The organism is Psychrobacter sp. LFX-11D, assembly GCF_904846475.1.
Classification (GTDB): Bacteria; Pseudomonadota; Gammaproteobacteria; order Pseudomonadales; family Moraxellaceae; genus Psychrobacter; species Psychrobacter cryohalolentis.
Window position 1 is genome coordinate 68,814 of the sequence record NZ_CAJHAV010000009.1, and the last position, 20,916, is coordinate 89,729.

At 43.0% G+C, this 20,916-nt stretch carries 17 protein-coding genes; 4 read left to right on the top strand and 13 right to left on the bottom strand.

Annotation, left to right across the window (positions count from 1 at the left end; all coding sequences use genetic code 11):
* Positions 1 to 29: 29 nt before the first annotated feature.
* The 4 genes from fusA to JMX75_RS08220 form a co-directional block, all read right to left on the bottom strand.
* Positions 30 to 2,156, bottom strand: coding sequence for an elongation factor G (gene fusA / locus JMX75_RS08205; RefSeq protein ID WP_201531953.1), 2,127 nt, complete (start codon positions 2,154 to 2,156; stop codon positions 30 to 32).
* 387 nt (positions 2,157 to 2,543) lie between these two features.
* Positions 2,544 to 3,017 carry a 30S ribosomal protein S7 gene (gene rpsG, locus JMX75_RS08210; protein WP_201531954.1) on the bottom strand — a complete coding sequence of 158 codons (474 nt, stop codon included), beginning with the start codon at positions 3,015 to 3,017 and terminating at the stop codon, positions 2,544 to 2,546.
* Positions 3,018 to 3,225: 208 nt separating this feature from the next.
* On the bottom strand, positions 3,226 to 3,600 hold the full coding sequence (gene rpsL / locus JMX75_RS08215; RefSeq protein ID WP_011281154.1) for a 30S ribosomal protein S12: 375 nt from the start codon (positions 3,598 to 3,600) through the stop codon (positions 3,226 to 3,228).
* A 440-nt stretch (positions 3,601 to 4,040) separates the two neighbouring features.
* The gene (locus JMX75_RS08220) at positions 4,041 to 5,321 is read right to left on the bottom strand and encodes an EcsC family protein (RefSeq protein ID WP_201531955.1); all 1,281 of its coding nucleotides are present in this window, start codon (positions 5,319 to 5,321) and stop codon (positions 4,041 to 4,043) included.
* Between the two features lie 634 nt (positions 5,322 to 5,955).
* Between JMX75_RS08220 and JMX75_RS08225 the strand changes: the two genes are divergently transcribed.
* Positions 5,956 to 7,191 carry a beta-ketoacyl-ACP synthase II gene (locus JMX75_RS08225; RefSeq protein WP_201531956.1) on the top strand — a complete coding sequence of 412 codons (1,236 nt, stop codon included), beginning with the start codon at positions 5,956 to 5,958 and terminating at the stop codon, positions 7,189 to 7,191.
* A gap of 3 nt (positions 7,192 to 7,194) precedes the next feature.
* The gene (locus JMX75_RS08230) at positions 7,195 to 8,886 is read left to right on the top strand and encodes an anthranilate synthase component I family protein (RefSeq protein ID WP_201531957.1); all 1,692 of its coding nucleotides are present in this window, start codon (positions 7,195 to 7,197) and stop codon (positions 8,884 to 8,886) included.
* Positions 8,887 to 9,000: 114 nt separating this feature from the next.
* On the opposite strand, the gene hisC is transcribed toward JMX75_RS08230, so the two are convergent.
* From hisC to JMX75_RS08270, 8 genes are all read right to left on the bottom strand, one after another.
* On the bottom strand, positions 9,001 to 10,179 hold the full coding sequence (gene hisC / locus JMX75_RS08235) for a histidinol-phosphate transaminase (protein ID WP_201531958.1): 1,179 nt from the start codon (positions 10,177 to 10,179) through the stop codon (positions 9,001 to 9,003).
* Positions 10,180 to 10,251: 72 nt separating this feature from the next.
* On the bottom strand, positions 10,252 to 11,550 hold the full coding sequence (hisD, locus tag JMX75_RS08240) for a histidinol dehydrogenase (RefSeq protein ID WP_201531959.1): 1,299 nt from the start codon (positions 11,548 to 11,550) through the stop codon (positions 10,252 to 10,254).
* Positions 11,551 to 11,789: 239 nt separating this feature from the next.
* On the bottom strand, positions 11,790 to 12,485 hold the full coding sequence (gene hisG / locus JMX75_RS08245; RefSeq protein ID WP_201531960.1) for an ATP phosphoribosyltransferase: 696 nt from the start codon (positions 12,483 to 12,485) through the stop codon (positions 11,790 to 11,792).
* 139 nt (positions 12,486 to 12,624) lie between these two features.
* Complete coding sequence (gene murA, locus JMX75_RS08250; RefSeq protein ID WP_020444326.1) at positions 12,625 to 13,893, bottom strand: UDP-N-acetylglucosamine 1-carboxyvinyltransferase; 1,269 nt, start codon at positions 13,891 to 13,893, stop codon at positions 12,625 to 12,627.
* Between the two features lie 117 nt (positions 13,894 to 14,010).
* A complete protein-coding gene (locus tag JMX75_RS08255; RefSeq protein WP_011514505.1) occupies positions 14,011 to 14,262 on the bottom strand; it encodes a BolA family protein in 252 nt (83 codons plus the stop codon).
* Between the two features lie 161 nt (positions 14,263 to 14,423).
* Positions 14,424 to 15,374: an alpha/beta hydrolase gene (locus JMX75_RS08260; protein ID WP_020444327.1), complete on the bottom strand. Its 951-nt coding sequence runs from the start codon at positions 15,372 to 15,374 to the stop codon at positions 14,424 to 14,426.
* Between the two features lie 245 nt (positions 15,375 to 15,619).
* Entirely contained in the window at positions 15,620 to 16,465 is an 846-nt protein-coding gene (locus JMX75_RS08265; protein ID WP_149409999.1) for a BON domain-containing protein, read from the bottom strand.
* Between the two features lie 226 nt (positions 16,466 to 16,691).
* Positions 16,692 to 17,210, bottom strand: a complete 519-nt coding sequence (locus tag JMX75_RS08270; protein ID WP_201531961.1) for a YraN family protein — start codon at positions 17,208 to 17,210, stop codon at positions 16,692 to 16,694.
* A gap of 166 nt (positions 17,211 to 17,376) precedes the next feature.
* On the opposite strand from JMX75_RS08270, the gene rsmI reads away from it, so the two are divergent.
* Positions 17,377 to 18,336: a 16S rRNA (cytidine(1402)-2'-O)-methyltransferase gene (gene rsmI, locus JMX75_RS08275; protein WP_201531962.1), complete on the top strand. Its 960-nt coding sequence runs from the start codon at positions 17,377 to 17,379 to the stop codon at positions 18,334 to 18,336.
* Between the two features lie 58 nt (positions 18,337 to 18,394).
* The gene (locus JMX75_RS08280; RefSeq protein ID WP_201531963.1) at positions 18,395 to 19,414 is read left to right on the top strand and encodes an adenosine kinase; all 1,020 of its coding nucleotides are present in this window, start codon (positions 18,395 to 18,397) and stop codon (positions 19,412 to 19,414) included.
* 115 nt (positions 19,415 to 19,529) lie between these two features.
* Here the strand turns inward: JMX75_RS08280 and JMX75_RS08285 are convergent, their stop codons facing one another.
* Positions 19,530 to 20,834 carry an O-acetylhomoserine aminocarboxypropyltransferase/cysteine synthase family protein gene (locus JMX75_RS08285; RefSeq protein ID WP_201531964.1) on the bottom strand — a complete coding sequence of 435 codons (1,305 nt, stop codon included), beginning with the start codon at positions 20,832 to 20,834 and terminating at the stop codon, positions 19,530 to 19,532.
* Between the last annotated feature and the right edge of the window lie 82 nt (positions 20,835 to 20,916).

Genomic DNA, 20,916 nt, shown 5'->3' on the forward strand with positions numbered 1-20,916 from the left:
CTATATTGCCATTATCGATAGATTTTTGCTTATTCGTCATCATCTTTATTGTTGAATTTAGAGATGATAGCTTCTGCAACTGATTTTGGAATTTCAGCGTACTTTTGGAATTCCATAGAGTAAGTTGCACGGCCCTGTGACATTGAACGCATTTGTGTGGCATAGCCAAACATTTCCGCTAATGGTACTTCAGCACGAATCTGCTTAGTGCCGCCAGGTAAGTCTTCCATACCTTGAACCATACCACGACGACGGTTAAGATCGCCCATGATATCGCCCATATAGTCTTCAGGTGTTTCAACTTCTACTTTCATCACTGGCTCAAGTAGCGTTGGGTTTGCAGCCATGAAGCCTTTACGGAATGCGATAGAACCAGCCATTTTAAATGATAACTCATCCGAGTCAACATCATGGTAAGAACCATCATACAAGGTCGCTTTTACGCCAACGATTGGGTAACCTGCAAGTACGCCGTTTTTCATGCGCTCTTGAATACCTTTATCAACCGCACCGTGGAATTCTTTTGGTACCGTACCACCAACAACTTCTTCTTTAAATTCATAAAGAACATCGCCAGCTGGATCCATAGGCTCAAGACGTAACCAAACGTGACCGAATTTACCACGACCACCAGTCTGACGTACGAATTTGCCTTCTTGCTCAACCGTGTTACGAATCGTTTCGCGATAAGCAACCTGAGGTGCGCCGATGTTAGCTTCAACACCAAACTCACGCTTCATACGGTCAACAAGAATCTCAAGATGCAGCTCACCCATACCACTGATGATAGTCTGACCAGATTCTTCGTCAGTATGTACACGGAACGATGGATCTTCTTTCGCCAAACGACCTAAAGCGATTGACATTTTTTCTTGGTCAGCTTTGGTTTTAGGTTCAACCGCTAGACTGATAACTGGATCTGGGAATTCCATACGCTCAAGCGTAATAACATTTTGCTCATCACACAACGTATCACCAGTGGTTACATCTTTCATGCCAACCAAGGCTGCGATATCACCAGTACGGATTTCTTGCAACTCTTCTTGAGAGTTTGCCATCATCTGTACGATACGGCCAACGCGCTCACGTTTCATTTTAACTGGGTTGTAAACGCTGCTACCTTGCTTTAGAACACCTGAATAAACACGAACGAAGGTTAAGTTACCAACGAACTTGTCATTCATGATTTTGAATGCTAAAGCTGAGAATGGTGCTTCGTCTGATGCTTCACGAGTACCTTCAGTTTCATCTTTGTCATCAAGGATACCTTTAATAGCAGGTACATCCATTGGTGCAGGAAGATACTGAATAACAGCGTCCAACATCTTCTGTACACCTTTGTTTTTAAAGGCAGTACCACAAAGAAGTGGAATGATTTCGTTATCAATAGTCAACTGGCGAATAGCAGAGTTAATTTGATCAACAGTTAATTCACCGTTCTCAAGATACTCATTCATCAATTCTTCAGTCGCTTCAGCAGCGCTTTCTACTAGATACTCACGATATTCTTCCGCTTTTTCTTGTAGTTCTGCTGGGATTTCGCGCTCTTCAAATTCCATGCCTTGAGACGCTTCATCCCAATACAATGCTTTCATCGTTACTAGATCAACAACGCCTTCAAAATCATCTTCTTTACCAATTGGGATAACCAATGGTACTGGCTTGCCGCCCAGACGAGTTTTGATCTGTTCTACTACGCGGTAAAAATCAGCACCAACGCGATCCATTTTGTTAATGAATGCAAGACGTGGCACTTTATATTTGTTTGCCTGACGCCATACGGTTTCAGACTGTGGCTGAACGCCGCCTACTGCACAGTAAACCATGCAAGCGCCATCAAGTACACGCATAGAACGTTCAACTTCAATCGTGAAGTCAACGTGACCTGGGGTGTCAATGATATTGATACGGTGTTCGTCAAACTGTTTTGCCATACCTGACCAAAAACAAGTTGTCGCCGCTGAGGTGATAGTAATACCACGCTCTTGTTCTTGCTCCATCCAGTCCATAGTGGCTGCGCCATCATGTACTTCGCCAAGCTTGTGGCTAACACCGGTATAGAACAAAACACGTTCAGTAGTGGTCGTTTTACCAGCATCAATGTGCGCAGAGATACCAATATTGCGATAGCGCTTTAGGGGAGTTTTACGAGCCATAGTGTTTTCCTAGGGAAATTCGTGTATATATTAATGTGTTGTGTCTCTACCTCTACTCTATGACAAAGCCATTCAGCCCTGCAATATTACTAATCATTGAACCTAATACGGGCAAAAAAGAGTAACTACTAAGAATAGTGCGGCATCAAACTCAGGAGACTTTCTTTACAGAATAGCATCCCTTTTCAGAACAGCATCTTGACAGATGTCCGCCATCTAAATGATCAATCTATTTATTATCTTACGATAACTATGTTCAAATCATTTACTAACAATGGCGACAATCAATAGAATAAATAAACTGTATTTGGATGACTGATATACACCAGTCATCCAAAACTACTTTTAAAAAGCTATATTTAAAAGAACAGCTTAATTAAGAGTAGCTTAGAAACGGTAATGAGAGAATGCTTTGTTCGCATCTGCCATGCGGTGAACTTCGTCACGCTTCTTCATAGCATTACCTTTACCATCAGCAGCATCATTCAATTCGCCTGCTAAACGTAAAGACATTGATTTCTCAGAACGCTTTGCAGCAGCTTCAGCTAACCAACGCATAGCCAAGGCGGTACGACGGGAGGGACGTACTTCCATTGGTACTTGGTAAGTGGCACCACCAACACGGCGAGCTTTTACTTCAACCATCGGGCGAACGTTTTCTAATACGTCTTCAAAGAAAGATACTGGATCTTCGATGTTACGTTTTTGTGCAACTGTCTCAAGTGCACCATAAACGATACGCTCAGCAGTAGACTTTTTACCATGGCTCATGACATGGTTGATGAATTTTGCAACAGTTTGGCTACCAAACTTAGGATCCGGTAGGATCTCACGGGTAGCAACGACGCGACGTCTTGGCATAATAAATATCCTTTTCTTCAGGAGTGTCTGACATTCACAATCTCGCACCAATTAATATTGGATGGCGTTATATCGAGTTGTCAGTCAGCCTTACTGCATGGCGCTATGTGATAAGGGTTAATGACTCATTTGGTCAAAAATTATTCACATTAGACCCATGCACAGTTAATGTTTGATACAAAGAAACTCAGTTAATAACGTTTGGTTATTAAACCTTAGGTTTCTTAGCACCATATTTAGAACGACCTTGCTTACGGTCTTTAACGCCTGCGCAATCTAGTGCACCACGAACGGTGTGATAACGTACACCTGGTAGATCTTTTACACGACCACCACGGATAAGAACAACACTGTGCTCTTGTAGGTTATGACCTTCGCCGCCGATGTAGCTTGATACTTCATAACCTGAAGTCAAACGTACACGACATACTTTACGCATGGCTGAGTTAGGTTTTTTAGGGGTAGTAGTATATACGCGAGTACATACACCACGGCGTTGTGGGCACGCTTCCAACGCAGGAACTTTTGACTTTTCCTTGATGGTTTTGCGACCTTTACGAATCAATTGGTTAGTTGTTGCCATGAGGCATCCTTCTCCCGTTTGGTAAAAAACAAAAAAATAGGGAAACGCACCATCCATCTGACTTTAACGACAGATTTTGGCACACCCATTTTTAGGACAGTGTATTATAAAGACTTGTTGCTGCTATTTCAACCACTTATGAGCAGTTGGACTTTACAGCAGCGGATAGATATGTATTCAGTCTACTACTATACCACTTTATCTGTTTTTAACGGCATAACCGAAAAAACAGCTAACTAAATACGGTATCAAAAGTAGATGCTTACATCATTTAGATAAGATATTTAGAGATAAAAAACAGTCATTTACCTGAGCTATATGGCGATATCGGTTTAATTTTCAATAGAAGTAAGCCGATATCGCCAACATTAAAGATAAATAGCAATTACGTAGATCTTCAATATTCTAAAACGAAATAATCAATAAACCTTAATAGCTTATTATTTACTCGACTTAGCAGCTGCTTTTTTTGTTTTGCTGTCAGAAGATTTATCTGCACTATTCTGCTTATCATTCTTAGTGCTGTCGACTTTCTTTTCACTAGTCTTCTTTTCGTCAGCTATAGCATCAACATCGTTTTCTTTATCGTCAGCTTTTTTCTGAGTATCTTTTGCATCCTCTTTTGCAGCATTGGCGTCTGACTTTATGTTTTTTGATGCTGCATCTTTTGATTCTTTTTCTTTAGATTCCTTCTCTAGTGATGCGGCATCTTGAGCTTTGTCTTCTTTCTGCTCAGTGCTGCCCGTTGCCTTACTAACCTTTACTTCGCTACTACTGTCATCCGTAATAGCGCGATTGGCAAGCTTAGCTTCTGGCGCAAAAGTTGCTTGAGCAACGCCAATGACCTCATCAATCAGCTGACTGTTATAGCGCATACCAACGATAACGGCAGTGGCTGGTAGGAATCGGCGTATCCATGTTAAGTTAATTTGATCCAAATCAACACCGACCTGACTGGCAATACTGTCCACTTGCTCTGCGTAAAAATTAACTTTTTTATTCTGCAAGCCTAAGTTTTTGAGCTCATTGTGCAAACCACTGCTTTGGGCACTATCCAGTAAACCTTTACCAATACCAATACCTGCCAGCAATGCTTGCTTCTCTTGCATTTTGCTGAGATCTGCATTGGCAAGTAACTCATATGCCATTTTGACGCCTTGCTTACCAGTTAACGGCTTATTATAAACAGCGCCCAATTGATAAACCGTGCGTAGAGAAACCAACAATAACCATAACGTATCCGCAAGCAAGCCCGGCAAACCTGCCAAACCTGTAACACCGCCAAGCGTCGCTAATGCACGGTTTTGATTGGCGATATCGGTCGCTAACGCGTAACGCTGCTCGTCGTCTAAGCTCACAATATTGGCAAAGCGATGCTGATTCGGTAAATCAATTTGACTCCAGTTGTCGGCAAGCTTAGCAATTTGAGCAAAAGCGCCATCAACGGTCGATTCAAAGAAGCTGTTCGGCACCACTTTTTTGGCATATTTACCATAAGCAGCAAAGCGTGTGCCCAATAGCTGCTGAGTGGCTTTTAACGTTTGCTCACGGAACAAATCTTGTTGGTAATCTTCATCGCCTAAGTTCACCGCTTTAAATTGACGCGGTTTGCCAGTTTTTGCATTCGCGCTATCAATCATGGCACCCATACGCTCTAAATTGCCACGCGTAAAAGAGCCAACCGTACTAATACCTTTCGATAAAGTGCTACGCTTTCCCATCTTGATATCCTTAATATGATGTTTGTTATAAAGTAATATGGTTAAAGTACTAAGTGTTAAATCACTATTGTTAAAATGCTGCTCTAACACTCTTTTTATAATAATACGCTGTTTGCCATTCTAGCGAACCCCTATTGTGAGTGTCAGTGCGAACAATGTTATCGCTATCAGCCCTTTTGTATCTAAAAGTGTCATTTATCGATGACAACTTAACCATCATAGTATATCTATTACATCAGCTCATATTAAAGAAGCTTTTACCATGGCATGCATCACCCTCATTGTTTGCTTCTTAATAACAAACTGCATAAAACTATAGAACAACCATTGTTGCTGATAAGCCCTATTTTATTATTATTTTGCATTTACTCAAACATTTTGCCACCTCGATACGGTATCATATGCCATAATTCAAAGTACACTTGTACCATTATTTACCTGCATTCTATTTCTCTCAACTCTCTATGAATCCATGATAACGTTAGCGTCCGCTGTTAGCACTTAAATGCCTTGGTATAACAACACCTTTGTTATCAAAAACAGATAGAGATGAAGTGATATGGTAGAAGTAGATATTTTAAAACGATGATTAAAAGTAATTATCAAAAAAATCGTTACTAATAAGGAATATTGTATGCGCCGCGTTGTTATCACTGGAGCAGGGATTGTATCTTGTATCGGACATGATTTGGCTACTGTCACAGAGGCTCTTAAACAAGGACGCTCTGGCATCACATTCAACGAATCTTATGCTGAGCACGAGTTCAAATCACACGTCAGCGGCAGTATTGATCACTCACAGCTTGATACCTCAGCTATTGACCGCAAACTAAAACGGTTTTTTAGTGACGCAAGCCTATATGCTTATGTCAGTGCGTTAAGTGCGATTGAGCACGCTGGACTCTCTTTAGAAACCATCAATAACAATCCGCGTGTGGGCGTGGTCGCAAGCTCTGGCGGCGCGTCAACAGAAAATATCGCCAATGCAATAGACGCCATGCGAGAAAAAGGGTTACGCGGCGTTGGTGCGATGGCTGTACCAAAAACAATGGGCAGCTCAGTATCGGCGGCGCTTGCTACTGGTCTAAAAATCCAAGGTATCTCATACTCATTAACCTCGGCTTGTGCCACGTCAACGCATTGTATCGGTCATGCTGCCGAGCTTATTCAATTGGGTAAAGCAGATGTGATACTCGCTGGTGGTAGTGAAGCAGAACATTGGACTCAGTCTTGTATGTTTGATGCCATGGGCGCTGTCAGCACTCAATACAACGGTACCCCAGAGCTTGCCTCAAGAGCTTATGACAAAGACCGTGATGGTTTTGTTATCGCGGCAGGTGGCGCGATGGTAGTCGTTGAAAGTCTTGAGCATGCCCAAGCACGCGGTGCCAATATTTTGGCTGAAATTGTCGGTTATGGTGCCAGCTCTGATGGCGCAGAAATGGTCGCGCCAAGCGGTGAAGGCGCAGTACGCTGTATGAAGCTAGCACTTGCTGAAGCGGGTTTAGAAAGCGTAGATTATATCAATAGCCATGGTACCAGTACGCCACTTGGTGACATCACTGAGCTAAAAGCCATTGCCAAAGTATTTGATAACGATATCAGTAAAGTGCCTGCCATTAGCTCAACCAAGTCTATGACAGGTCATAGCTTAGGTGCGGTTGGTGCACAAGAGCTGATTTATTGCTTACTGATGTTACAAGACAGCTTTATTGCACCAAGTATCAATATTACAGAATTAGATCCAGCTGCCAAAGGCTTTGATATCGTCACTGAAAAACGTGATGTTGAGCTTGAAACTCTTATGAGCAATAGCTTTGGCTTTGGCGGTACTAATGCAACACTGATCATCAAAAAGTTTGACGCTTAAACTATGGTTGTAATAGATACTCATACCACTGTGCAGACAGATTCTGCCCTACCGCCAGCTAGCAAAACTAGCTGGCGTTTTGGTGACTTATCTGCTGCCGAATTAATGCCGCACCTGCAACGACATTTGTTAGAACAAAATAGCAAAGCAAACTGGCAATTGGTTTGGCTCAATAATGATGGGCGACCTGTGATTGGCTTATTACCAAAGACGAGCTGGTGCGTTTATCCTGTGACTAATGACACGCTGCATGCTACTAAACAGGGAAACCTTTATAAAATCGAGAAAACACGGCGTGGGCATGTTCACCTTTATAGTAATTCCAGTGATAGTGCGGCTACAAGCTATATGAGTTATAGCGACTGGCAAGAGGAATTAATTACTTACAGTCGGGCTCATGAAATAGATGGCATTCACGGTAACGGCTCGTTCTCAACTAAAGACGTCGATCAACAACCAAGTTATCAGCACGGCTTAATAGGTTTTATCAGTTATGACATTAGCGCTCACGAACTCAGTCCAACCGTTAATATAGAGATGGCAGCACAGCCGTGCGCGTTATTGGGGCATTATGATATTTACTTAACCGCTGATTCAGACAGTCAAAGCAGTTGGCAGTTAAAGGTAAATAATGATAATAACCCTGACAGCAGCTCAGTCCAGCAGGATACAAATGCACTAATCAGAGTGCTAACATCTTATTTAAATAGTTTGGATAATCAACTATCGAATGAGAATGTCACTAAAAAATACTCCTGTAAAACGCCGCCTTTATTACTAGAAGCTCAGTGGAGCAAACGACACTATCAGCAGGCGTTCCATCAAACGCAAAATTATTTGCAACAAGGCGATTGTTATCAGATTAATTTAACCCAAGCATGGAGTGGCTATTTAAGCACTTATGAAGATAATTCAGTCACAAGCCTCATTGACTATTTACCTGCTTTGCACGCTAATACCCAAGCGCCTTTTGCAGGATATATAGCCATTGATAGCTATAATCATGAAAGTAAAGTAAATACATCAAACCATCAGTTTGAATTATTAAGCTGTTCGCCTGAATTATTTTTTACCTTTAGCAAAGATATTGAGACTGGCAAGCATCATATACGTACCAAGCCAATCAAAGGAACCATGCCGCGCGGCTTAACAATCGAAAAAGATAATGACTACAAGCAGCAGTTAATCAACAGCGAAAAAGACCGTGCAGAAAACGTTATGATTGTGGATTTGTTACGCAATGACTTGGGTAAATACGCCAAAATCGGTAGCGTAAAGGTACCACAGCTATTTGCGATTGAGAGCTTTAGTAATGTACATCATATGGTCAGCACCATTACCGCCGAGCTCAAGACAGATACCCATCCGTTAAGCGTCTTATTTGGCAGTTTGCCTGCAGGATCAATTACTGGCACGCCAAAGAAACGGGCAGTGGAGATTATCGCAGAATTAGAAGCTGAACCGCGTAGTGCTTATTGTGGCACCATGGGTTATATGAACTTTGATGGTAGCGGTCAGTGGAATGTACTGATTCGCACACTACAGACAACCAACACAACAGACAACCCTAAACAAGTCAGTTTATGGGCGGGCGGAGGTATTACCGTTGCCTCTGACTGCGATGCTGAATATCAGGAATGCCTAGATAAAGTCGGCAACCTATTATCTGTCCTTGTTAATACAGCTAACCACTGAGCTTTATATTGAAAAACAGCTTAAAGCGGCGCAAAAGAGCCTGCTAACATCATGTGAGCAGGCTCTTTTTATTACTTATGAAACATTGTTTTAGTACTATAGTTGAGCTAGGTATTAATTTGCCTCGACATCCGCTACAGCCTGTAACGCTTTTAACGCTTTTAACGCTTTTAACGCTTTTAACGCTTTTAACGCTTTTAACGCATCAATTAAACGCTCGTTCTGGGCAGCGGTGCCAATCGTAATGCGCAAATACTCATTAATACGCGGCTTATCAAAATGACGAACAATGATACCTTGCTCGCGTAATACTTCTGCTATTTGACTGGCAGCACCATCATGAGGACGCGCAAAGACAAAGTTGGCATGTGACGGCAGTACGTCATAACCTAAGACCGTCAACTCAACCGTCAACGATGTACGCAAATCAATGACCTGCTGGCGGGTTTTCTCAAAGTATTCAACATCTAAGACGCTAGCTGTTGCACCAGCTTGTGCCAACTTATCAAGTGGATAGCTATTAAAGCTGTTTTTCATACGCGTTAATGCTTCAATCAATGAGGCATTACCAAATGCCATACCGACACGCAATCCAGCAAGCGAGCGCGATTTTGAAAAAGTCTGGGTAACTAGCAAGTTATCAAATTCATCAATAAGGCTAACCGCTGATACTTCTACGTCTGGACTACTCTCTTCTAGCTGAGCAAAATCAATATACGCCTCATCAATCACAATCACTGAGTTTGAGTGCTCGCCTGCAAGCTTACGGATATCAGCAAGCGACAATAATAAACCGGTTGGCGCATTTGGATTGGCAATAACGATACCACTGCAAGGTCGACGATAGGCATCAGGACTGATACTAAAATCTGCTTCTAATGGGATTTGTACAAGCTCTATACCAAAGGTATTGGCATAAACGGGATAAAAGCTGTAGCTAATATCAGGCGCTAAAATTGGGCGCTCTTTTAAGAAGAAGCTGGCAAATACCAATGCCAATACTTCATCTGAGCCATTACCAACGAACACTTGATTGATATCAAGATCATAAAGCGTGGCCAATGCGCCGCGCAATTCTTCAGACTCAGGTGCAGGATACAAGCGCAAATCATCCGCTTGCTGCGCTAAGACTTTAATAATCGCCTCACCTACTTTTGGTGAAGGCGGAAATGGATTTTCATTGGTGTTCAACTTGCACAAGTCGTCATGCTGGGGCTGCTCGCCAGGAACATACGGCGATAAATTACGCGCTTTAGATGACCAAAGTCTGTTATCTATCTTTGATTCACTCATAAGTTATCCTACTATTAATCACAGAAATGGTTATTTCTAAAACTGTTATTCCAATAATTGTTTTTGAGAAAATTAGGACTGGTAACGATAACGGGCTGAAAGCGCATGGGCTTCTAAGTCCTCATGCTGCGCTAAAATATCTGCCGTCTCAGCCAAAGGCTTACTGCCCGCTTCACTACAATAAATAATAGATGACTTCTTTTGAAAATCATAGACGCCAAGCGGTGACGAAAAGCGTGCTGTACCCGATGTCGGTAGCACATGATTCGGTCCTGCACAGTAGTCACCGATTGCCTCTGGCGTATGACGTCCCATAAAGATAGCACCTGCATGACGAATACTACCAAGCAACGCATCTGGATTATCAACAGACAGCTCCAAATGCTCAGGCGCAACGCGATTGATAACTGCCATGCCTTCTGCACGGTCTTTAACCAAGATAAGCGCGCCACGATTTTTTAGCGAATCACGAGCGATATCTGCCTTGGGTAATTCAGCCAAGGCTTTTTCAATTTCAATGGCGACTTCTTTAAGCTGTTTTTCACTTGTGGTCACAAAAATCGCTTGGGCAATACGGTCATGCTCTGCCTGTGATAATAAATCCATCGCTAACCAATCAGCACAGTCTTTCGCCGTGCCTTCTGCATAAACCAGTACCTCAGAAGGTCCGGCAATCATATCGATACCGACTTGACCAAATACCGCGCGTTTGGCGGCTGCAACATATTTATTGCCCGGTCCAGTGATTTTATCTACTGCCGGAATCGTTTCAGTACCATATGCCAATGCCGCTACTGCTTGTGCACCGCCAATAGTAAAAACGCGATCAACTTGTGCCAAATGCGCCGCCGCTAATACCAAGGGATTGAGCACACCTTTTGGCGCTGGCACAACCATAATGACTTCTTTGACGCCAGCAACTTTGGCAGGGATGGCGTTCATTAATACTGAAGAAGGATAAGATGCCAGACCGCCCGGCACATAAATGCCGACACGGTCAAGCGGCGTGACCTTTTGACCTAAACGATTGCCGAACTCATCTTCATACTGCCATGACTCTTGTACTTGGCGCTCATGAAAGCTCTGCACGCGCGTCGCTGCTGTGGTCAGAGCGCTTTTCACGACATCATCAAGATTGGCAAATGCTTCAGCAAGTGCCTCTTTGGATAATTCTAAAGCCTTCATCGTCGTTGCTGGATGTTGATCAAACTGCTGCGTCAATTCTAGCACCACACTATCCCCGCCATGACGCACTTTACTAATAATGTCATCTACCGTTTTGAGTAAATCGGCATCATTAACGGTTTCAAAAGCAAGCAGTTCTGTCAACTGACTGTCAAAATCGGCGTCTTGCGTACTTAATTGGCGCATGGCTTTGTCCTATATTTGAGCATGAATACGGCGGTAAAAAGGATGATATGAGGGCTTAAATGCCAGCTTATTTATAACAATCACATTCAGACTATACAGTGCTTTTATTAGCTGACATGCAAATACAATAAAACCAGTTTAGCACGCTATGTTCTCCTTAGAGCGCTAAACTGGTTTGGAATTTTGTATAACCATACTTGATATTATCAATCTACGATACGCTTTTATCATGTACTGATTTATGAAGTACTGCTGATACTGTTTTTAAAACTATCTAATATCGGCTCAAGCAATGAAAACTTGCGCTTATAACTGACTTGGTTGACGATAAGACGGGAAGAGACATCACAGATATGATCGCGCGCTTCGAGTCCATTAGCACGTAAGGTATTGCCCGTATCAACCACGTCGACTATCAAATCACCTAAACCAACCAAGGGCGCAAGTTCCATCGAGCCGTACAGCTTGATCACATCAACTTGCTGTCCTTGACTTGCAAAATAAGCACGGGCAACATTCACGTATTTGGTGGCAATACGTAGGCGACGGTTTGGCAAAGGTGCATCCTTTACGCCAGCGGTCATGAGCTTACACTGAGCAATTTTTAGATCTAATAATTCATAAACATGATTGGCGCCATGCTCAAGCAACACATCTTTACCTGCCACACCAAAATCCGCTGCGCCGTGTTCAACATACGTTGGCACATCGCTTGCGCGTAAAATTAATACTCGGACATTGGGATTTGAGGTTGGAAAAATAAGCTTGCGTGAGGCTTCAGGATCTTCCAATAATTCAACGCCAGCGGCACGCAAAAGTGGCATCGTCTCTTCTAAGATACGACCCTTGGATAACGCCAGTGTTAAGCCTGAAAACTCATCATTTACTTCGTTCAATAAACCACTGGTTGGTAAGCTGTTGGTTACTTCAGTCATAGTGACGCTGGTCCGTGTGCTGATGGTGCTGAAAGTTGTCGCCGTCAAAGGGCATTTTTTAATATTACACTAGGCTTAAAATTTATTTTGATTATAACGCCAGTGTTAATACTAGCGTTATAACTTTTAGCAAGCTATATTAATCGTTGCTATTAATACGCTCGATATTGACACCAAGCGCACGCAATTTGTCTTCAACGTGCTCATAGCCCCGGTCGATATGGTAAATGCGGTCAATTAAGCTCTCGCCTTCTGCTGTTGCGGCTGCCATTACCAATGACATCGAAGCACGCAAATCAGTCGCCATCACAGGTGCGGCTGTAAAGCATTCAACCCCTTTTACCACAGCCGTATGACCGTCTACTTGGATAGAGGCACCCAAACGATTAAGTTCAGGGACGTGCATATAACGGTTCTCAAAGATATTTTCGATAAAAGTGCTGGTGCCATCAGCCAAACAAGCTATCGCCATCACCTGTGCCTGCATATCCGTTGGAAAACCTGGATGCGGCTGGGTACGAATATCGACCGCTTTTGGTCGACCTTTCATTTGTGCGCGAATCCAATCATCACCCGTAGTGATAATTGCACCCATGTCTTCAAACTTTTCTAGCACAGGTGTTAATAGTAGCGCAGAAGTATTCTTAGTCAATACATCACCGCGTGTCATCAAGGCACCGGCAAGGTAAGAGCCTGTTTCGATACGGTCTGGCACGACTGAATACTCACAGCCATGCAAACGCTCAACGCCTTCAATCGTCATGGTTGCTGTACCAATACCACTGATTTTAGCACCCATTGCGACCAGCATATTAGCCAAATCAACCACTTCTGGCTCAAGTGCACAGTTGCCCAAAACAGTCGTGCCTTTAGCAAGTGCTGCTGCCATGATGACGTTTTCAGTACCGCCTACCGTCACCATGTCAAATGAGAACTTACAACCTAACAGCTTACCGCCCTTTGGGGCTTGCGCAATTACATAGCCGTTTTCCACTGTAATACTAGCACCCATTGCTTCAAAGGCTTTAAGATGCTGATCAACGGGGCGCGAACCAATCGCACAACCACCCGGCAAGGATACTTCTGCCTCACCAAAACGTGCCAACAATGGACCCAGTACTAAGATTGAGGCGCGCATGGTTTTAACCAAATCATAAGGCGCATAAAAATTATCGATACTCTTGGTATCGCAAGTGACGGTATCACCCTGCTTTTGGATTTTGATACCCATGCCACCAATCAACTCAATCAAAGTGCGCACATCTTGTAGCGATGGCACATTGTGCAATGTCGTCGGCGTTTCAGCCAATATCATAGCCGCAAGCAACGGCAACGCGGCATTTTTAGCGCCTGAAATGGTGACTTCCCCTGCGATACGACTACTACCAGTGATTAAAAATTGATCCATAAAGGTGACAACCTAACGATAAGTATAAAAATAATGAAAAACCGAATCGGTTATTAGCGGCAAAAATACTTGCTCGTGATAAACAATCCAGTCGTAAATAAAAAGCTTTAACCTACTCTAGCCTTGCGATTGAACATCCCATTCAGCAGGCGTTAACGCTTGAATATTGAGCGCATGAATATCACCACTGGCGATTTTATCATTGACCAAAGCATAAACGGCTTGCTGACGCTGCACAGCGCGTTTGCCCTCAAAACTGGCATCAACCACACGCACATCAAACTTAGTTCCTTGATTGGCAGCTTGAATAAAGGCATCTGGAAAATGCGTTTGTAAAAATGCAATCAAATCGTCAGCGTTCATGCTCATAGAATATTCTGCCTTAAGGTTTTAGATAGGGTATAGAGGTAAAGTGACGACATTATAACAAGAGTTTGACCATCTTACAGCACTGTCTTACACAACGATGCTTAACCATTATTAGCCTAAAATAGAATCAATACCCATGTCGGAATTATTAATTGCAACCCTTATTTAAGGGTTTTATCCAAATAACTTAATACTTGTGCGCGTACATCATTGACCCAGCGCAGAGGTGGTGCCATCGCGCCAATACTGGTGGCATGACTGGCACCGGCAATTTCACTTGTCTGCACGGTAACACCTGCCGCTTTTAACGCCTGTGTCATTTTGATGGTATTGGTCGCATAAACAACTTTGTCTTTTTCAGCAGTCAATAATAAATACGGCGGCTGCTGCCCTTTGATCTGACGATCTGGCATTACCTCATCAGGTGTCGCGTCGGCAGCAAAAGCGGTGACGCTACTAAATTTACGAAAGTCATAACTATAAGGACCTGCAATACCAATCACTGCAGTGATATCTTTTGGCTTAATACCATAAGGCTTTAAAAAATCCTCATTGGCGACCGCAGCAACAGCGTTAAACGCTCCGGCAGAATGACCAACGACTGCAAAACGCTCTGGATTGGCATGGAAACGCTTGGCATTTTTGTAGCTCCACGCAATCGCTTGCGCCGTATCTTCGACATAATCAGGATAGACATGCTCAGGGGCTTTACGATAATTAATCACTGCAGTCACATAACCTGCTTGCGCCAAACTCTGCCCGACAAAAGCATATTCTTCCTTACTACCACTCTCCCAAGAGCCGCCATGGACGAATACCACCATCGGATAATCTTGTTTGATGGTGGTATTCGTTTTCATGGCCTGCGCTAAAGGTTTTGGATAGTAAATATCCAAATCTTGTAATGGCTCGTCACCATACAGGATATCTTTACTAACCCCAATGCCGCCATTTGAAGTAATACCATTAACGATAGCAAGCGCTGATAACGCTTGTGCTTGCTGCGTCGCTAGCGCAATACTGCCCACTGCCAACGCAGTAGTAACCCCTACACGTACTAGTTTGGACATTCCTACCTTAGGTCGCTGTACATCATTATTTAAAGCCTTCATAGCAGTATTCCTGTTATATGTCAGTCAGTTGTAGATTTATAATCTTACCTACACTGCATTAACTATATTTGCGATTAATATTTTTTGACTGTACATATTTTACGGAATAACAGGGGATTTATCGTGCTTCTACTGTTATGGGTATTTAGTGTTCTTGTGAGTGATATTTGGGCTACTTTAAGATAAAACTAGCATTAGATAACAATATCTTATCAAGATTAATCACTCATCTAATTCACTTCAATCTATGGGTTTCGATACAGGTCAATGTAAGGGCTGGATGAAGGCTCGGTAACTGGCGAGCCATCCTCAGTCACTATAATAGGTGTGGCACTGATAGTCGCATCCGCTGCGACAGAACCACTGGTATTAGGTATTGCTCTGTTATTCACGACTGCAACTCTGGTTGGATGAGCTGAATTTGTAGCATTGGCCTCATACATGATGTCATCGTTACCTAGCTTTACGCCTCGATCATCGACGACAGTAGTCAGTAGTACCAATTCTGTAACACCAACCGTGCTATTGGCAATATCAATCAGGTGGCTTTGCTGCGTCGGTGTCATACGACCCATGATATAAACCACGCCATTATTGGTCACTGCTCTAATTTGTGACGCTTTTACCCCATCAGCAGCGGCTGTTTTTGCCATCAGCTTTGAGGTTATATAACCGTCATGGACAGTTTGGCTATAGCCTTTTGAAGCACCAACTGTCAGCTCATTGTAGACTTGACGAACATCTGGCATAGAGCCTACGACTTTACTGACTTCTGCCTTAATTGTTTCAGTCGGCACTTCACCGGTCAGTAATACAATACTATTAAAGCTATCAATACTCATGCGACTGGTTTGCTGCAAATTTTCCTGCAAACCATAAACGTTAATCTTGACGGTATGCTCAATACTACGATCAAGCAGACGCTGCGGAATAGTGCGCTCAGTCATGGGCACGCCATAAGTACCTTCTGTACTATTGGTCAAATAATTGGTGGTACAGCCAGTCGTGACAATGCTCGACATTAATATGATGCCTATCGCGTTACGGCGCGGTGAGCCAAAAATAGCAGTGCGCAGATTCATCTGTGTCATGATTTACCTCTTTAGTACATGAGTATTCATAATAAATAATAGCAACAGTCAATGGTTGTAATTTTAACAAATATGACAAAAACCTGATTTAATAAAATTATTTTAGTGCCGCTACTCTACTGAATTTTTACTGCTTACAGTTAGGCTTTTGGTAACGACAACTTCATTTAATTTGCTTTGACATTATAAAATTAGCCACGCTTAAATAAATCATGAACAAGTTTTATTACCAAGCTGACGCGATAAATGCGCCTTGCAGCCATTCAGGCTGATTAATTTTTAACCGTTGATTTGGTTGATTGTCTAACATGATATTGGCTTCATTTTTATTTTTTTTATTCATTGTATTATAAGCAATCACATCAAACCGGCATTCATATTTATGATATTGAGGATTTTGCTGTAAAAAATGACGCGCTGCTTTGATAATTTTACGTTGCTTGGCTGCTGTGACGCTGAGTGCCGCATCACCAAAATGTGATTGCTGTCTTTGCCGTACTTCCACAAATACCAGTGTAGACCATGCTTGTCCTTTTTCTAACATCACTAAATCAAGCTCGCCAACTTTAGGCTGCTGCCAGTTTTGCGCAACCAAAATCAACCCTCGCTCTTGCAAAAACTCACACGCTTGCTGCTCAAAATAACTACCTTGGCGCTGTTTTGGAGAGGTTAGCATTAAAGGTTTATCATTTGCCATGACGTCTATCAGTCTGCTCAACATTTCAGAATTATCATAGCACATCATGCTAAACTAACCACTTTCGCGTGCAGATACTGGTGTGGTTTTTTAGGCTGTGCTTAAACTTTATTTGATAAGGCAGTTTTGCCTTTAATGTTGAATGTTGTTAGCCAGTTTTATCAGTCAGTGCGCCATATCCCTTTATTTATTATCTTAATGACCCGAGGTTTTCATGTCTAGCCCTACCGCGATGCCAGCTTGTCTATATATCGTTGCCACGCCGATTGGCAATCTGAGCGACATGACACCGCATGCGATTGATGTCTTAAAGCAAGTCGCTATCATCGCCTGTGAAGATACGCGCACTTCAGGTAAGCTGTTATCACATTTTGGCATCAACACCAAAGGCAGTAAGGATGATGATACTGAAGAGGTAACAGTACACAATAATAAGAATGATGGCGAAAACGACTCTGATAGCACGGCTAAACAAAAAGGTCATAATAAGCTTTGGGCTTATCATGAGCACAATAGCGCCATTCAAACACCCAAAATTATTGAAATGATTGAGCAAGGTCATTCTGTTGCGTTGATTAGTGATGCTGGCACGCCACTTATTAGTGACCCAGGTTATCAATTGGTACAAGCAGCACATGCTGCTGGCGTTCGTGTATCCCCTATTATTGGCGCCTCTGCTGCTATTGCCGCACTGTCTGTTGCAGGATTGCCCTCAGACCGCTTTAGCTTTATTGGTTTTCTACCAGCAAAAACACATGGTCGTCAAAAGCAGCTGGCAGCATTGCACTCTCGCACTGAAACCTTAATATTTTACGAAGCGCCGCACCGTATTATTGCCAGTTTAGAAGATATGGCGACTGTATTTGGTGCTGAGCGCGAAGTAACGTTTTGCCGTGAATTGACCAAAACCTTTGAGACCGTAAATAAAAGTACGCTTGGCGAATTGATTGAATTTGTTAAAGCGGATGACAATCAGCAGCGCGGCGAAATAGTGGTGGTGGTCGCTGGAGCCAATGTTGCGCAAGACGATGATGACATCAGTATTCATGATAAATTACTGCAACGGCTACTAGAGGATTTGTCAGTTAAAAAAGCTGCCGCTTTAGGTGCTGATATTACCGGTGTTAAAAAGAATGCGCTCTATCAGCGCTTACTTGAGCTACAAACTCAATAATTTTTAGACATTCCAACCGAATAGACGCAGTTATAAATTCTTTGAGGAGAGATAAGCAATGTACGATGTGATGGCGATAGGTAATGCCTTGGTTGACCACGAATATCTGTTATCAGATGCTGCACTAGAAGAAACTGACCTGACTAAAGGTAATATGACGCTGGCAGGTATTGAAGAACAACAGCAATTATTGGCATATTTTAAGCTGGCAGAAATAGAACCATCAAAACAAGCGGGTGGCGGTTCAGCTGCCAATGCCATGTATGCGTTTTCAAGTTTGGGCGGTAAACCTTTTTATGCCTGCCGCGTCGGCGACGATAAGCAAGGTGAATTTTATTTAAAAGACTTACATGAAGCAGGTGTTGTCACCTCACCTCAGTCCATTCATATAGGCGGTGTAACCGGCTCATGTGTGGTTGCAGTAACTGAAGATGGCGAGCGTACTATGCAGACGTTCCTAGGTACTTCAAGCGATATAACCGCTGATAACGTTGACTTTAACGCGTTAACTCAAGCTGAGTGGTTGTATTTGGAAGGCTACCTTGCGATGTCTGCAGGTATTCAGCCAGCGATGGATCAATTGCGTCAGCAAGCGACTGTAAACGGTGCCAAGATTGCCGTTAGCTTTGCTGATCCAGCCGTTGTGAAATTCGCTAAAGAGGGTTTGCTAAATATGCTCGGCAATAAAGTTGCGGTGATATTCTGCAATAGTGAAGAGGCACGTTTATTTACAGATGAAAAAGAATACAAGTCAGCGGCGCGTGCGCTACTTGAATACTGCCAAATTGCAGTAGTCACTGATGGTGCTAATGGTGCAGTGATTGCACATCAGCCAAATGATGAGTCCAACATTGAAATTCATGATATCCCTACGCCAGCAGTCGATAGTGTCATCGATACCAATGGTGCCGGTGATAACTATGCGGGCGCATTTCTATATGCTTTGTCACAGCAATATAGTTTGCCAGAATGTGGTCGTCTTGCCAGCGCAGTTGCCGCGCAAGTGATTCAACAGCTCGGTCCACGTTTAGCGTCAGAAGATTATCAGAATATTGCCAAACGTGTACTGACTGCTTAAAAAATGAAGCCTAATACTTAGCAGTGTTTAGATAGCTTAGAAAATATAGTTTAGAGAATATAAAAAGCCCATATCGATTTGATACGGGCTTTCTGCTTTATAAGCTATTATTTAATTAAGCCGCAGCCAATGCTTGCTCTAAATCGGCTTTGATATCTTCGATATGCTCAATACCAATTGATAAACGAACCATATCAATGCTGACGCCTGCCTTTTCGAGCTCTTGCTCATTGAGCTGGCGATGGGTGGTCGTTGCTGGATGACAAGCTAGTGATTTGGCATCACCGATATTCACCAAGCGTGTAATCAGCTTCAAAGCATCAATAAAGCGCGAGCCTGCTTCAAGCCCACCTTTTACCCCAAAAGTCAAAATAGCAGATGGCGTCCCTTTCATGTATTTTTTGGCAAGTTCATGCTCAGGATGGTCAGGCAGACCAGCATATTTTACCCAAGCAACTTTATCATGGTCACGTAGATACTCTGCAACCGCTTGCGCGTTTTGAACATGACGCTCCATACGTAAACCTAGCGTCTGTAAACCTTGTAAAATACTAAAGGCATTGAGCGGGCTAAGTGCTGCGCCAGTATTTCGCAGCGGTGCTACACGAGCACGGGCGATAAATGCTGCAGCGCCAACGTCTTTGACGAAGTTTACGCCATGATAGCTGGCATCTGGGGTATTTAATAATGGAAAACGTTCAGGATAATCGCCCCAAGGGAAAGTACCACTATCGACAATAGCGCCACCAATCGAGGTACCGGTACCGCTCATATATTTGGTCAATGAATGAATGACAATATCCGCACCAAACTCAAATGGACGACATAATGCAGGTGTCGCAACGGTGCTATCAATCACGACTGGCACGCCATATTCATGCGCGATATCACTGAGTGCTTGGATATCAATAATATTGCCGAGTGGATTGCCGATACTTTCCGCAAAGACCATCTTGGTCTTATCATCGATTAAATCACGAATCGCTTCAGGGTTTTTGTGGTCAAAAAAGCGCACCTCGATACCTTGGCGTGGTAATGCATGAGCGAATAAGTTATAAGTACCACCATATAGTGTCGATACCGCAACGATATTGTCGCCTGCTTCACAAATGGTTTGAATCGCATAAGTGATGGCAGCCATACCAGAAGCCACAGCAAGCGCGCCGATACCACCCTCAAGTGCAGCAACGCGCTCTTCTAATACCGCATTGGTCGGGTTCATGATACGGGTATAAATATTGCCAGCGACTTTTAAATCAAATAAGTCTGCACCATGCTGGGTATTATCAAACGCATATGAGCTGGTATGATAAATGGGCACGGCGACCGCTTTGGTGGTCGGCTCTACAGTATATCCGGCATGAATCGTCAAGGTTTCAAGGCGTTGATTATTTTGCTTAGCTGGTTGTCCGTCACTCATGTTGTGCTCCTATATATTTATTCGCTATCAAAAAATACTTGTTGATTAAAATAGCTATCGCTAAACGATAGGCATAAAAAAA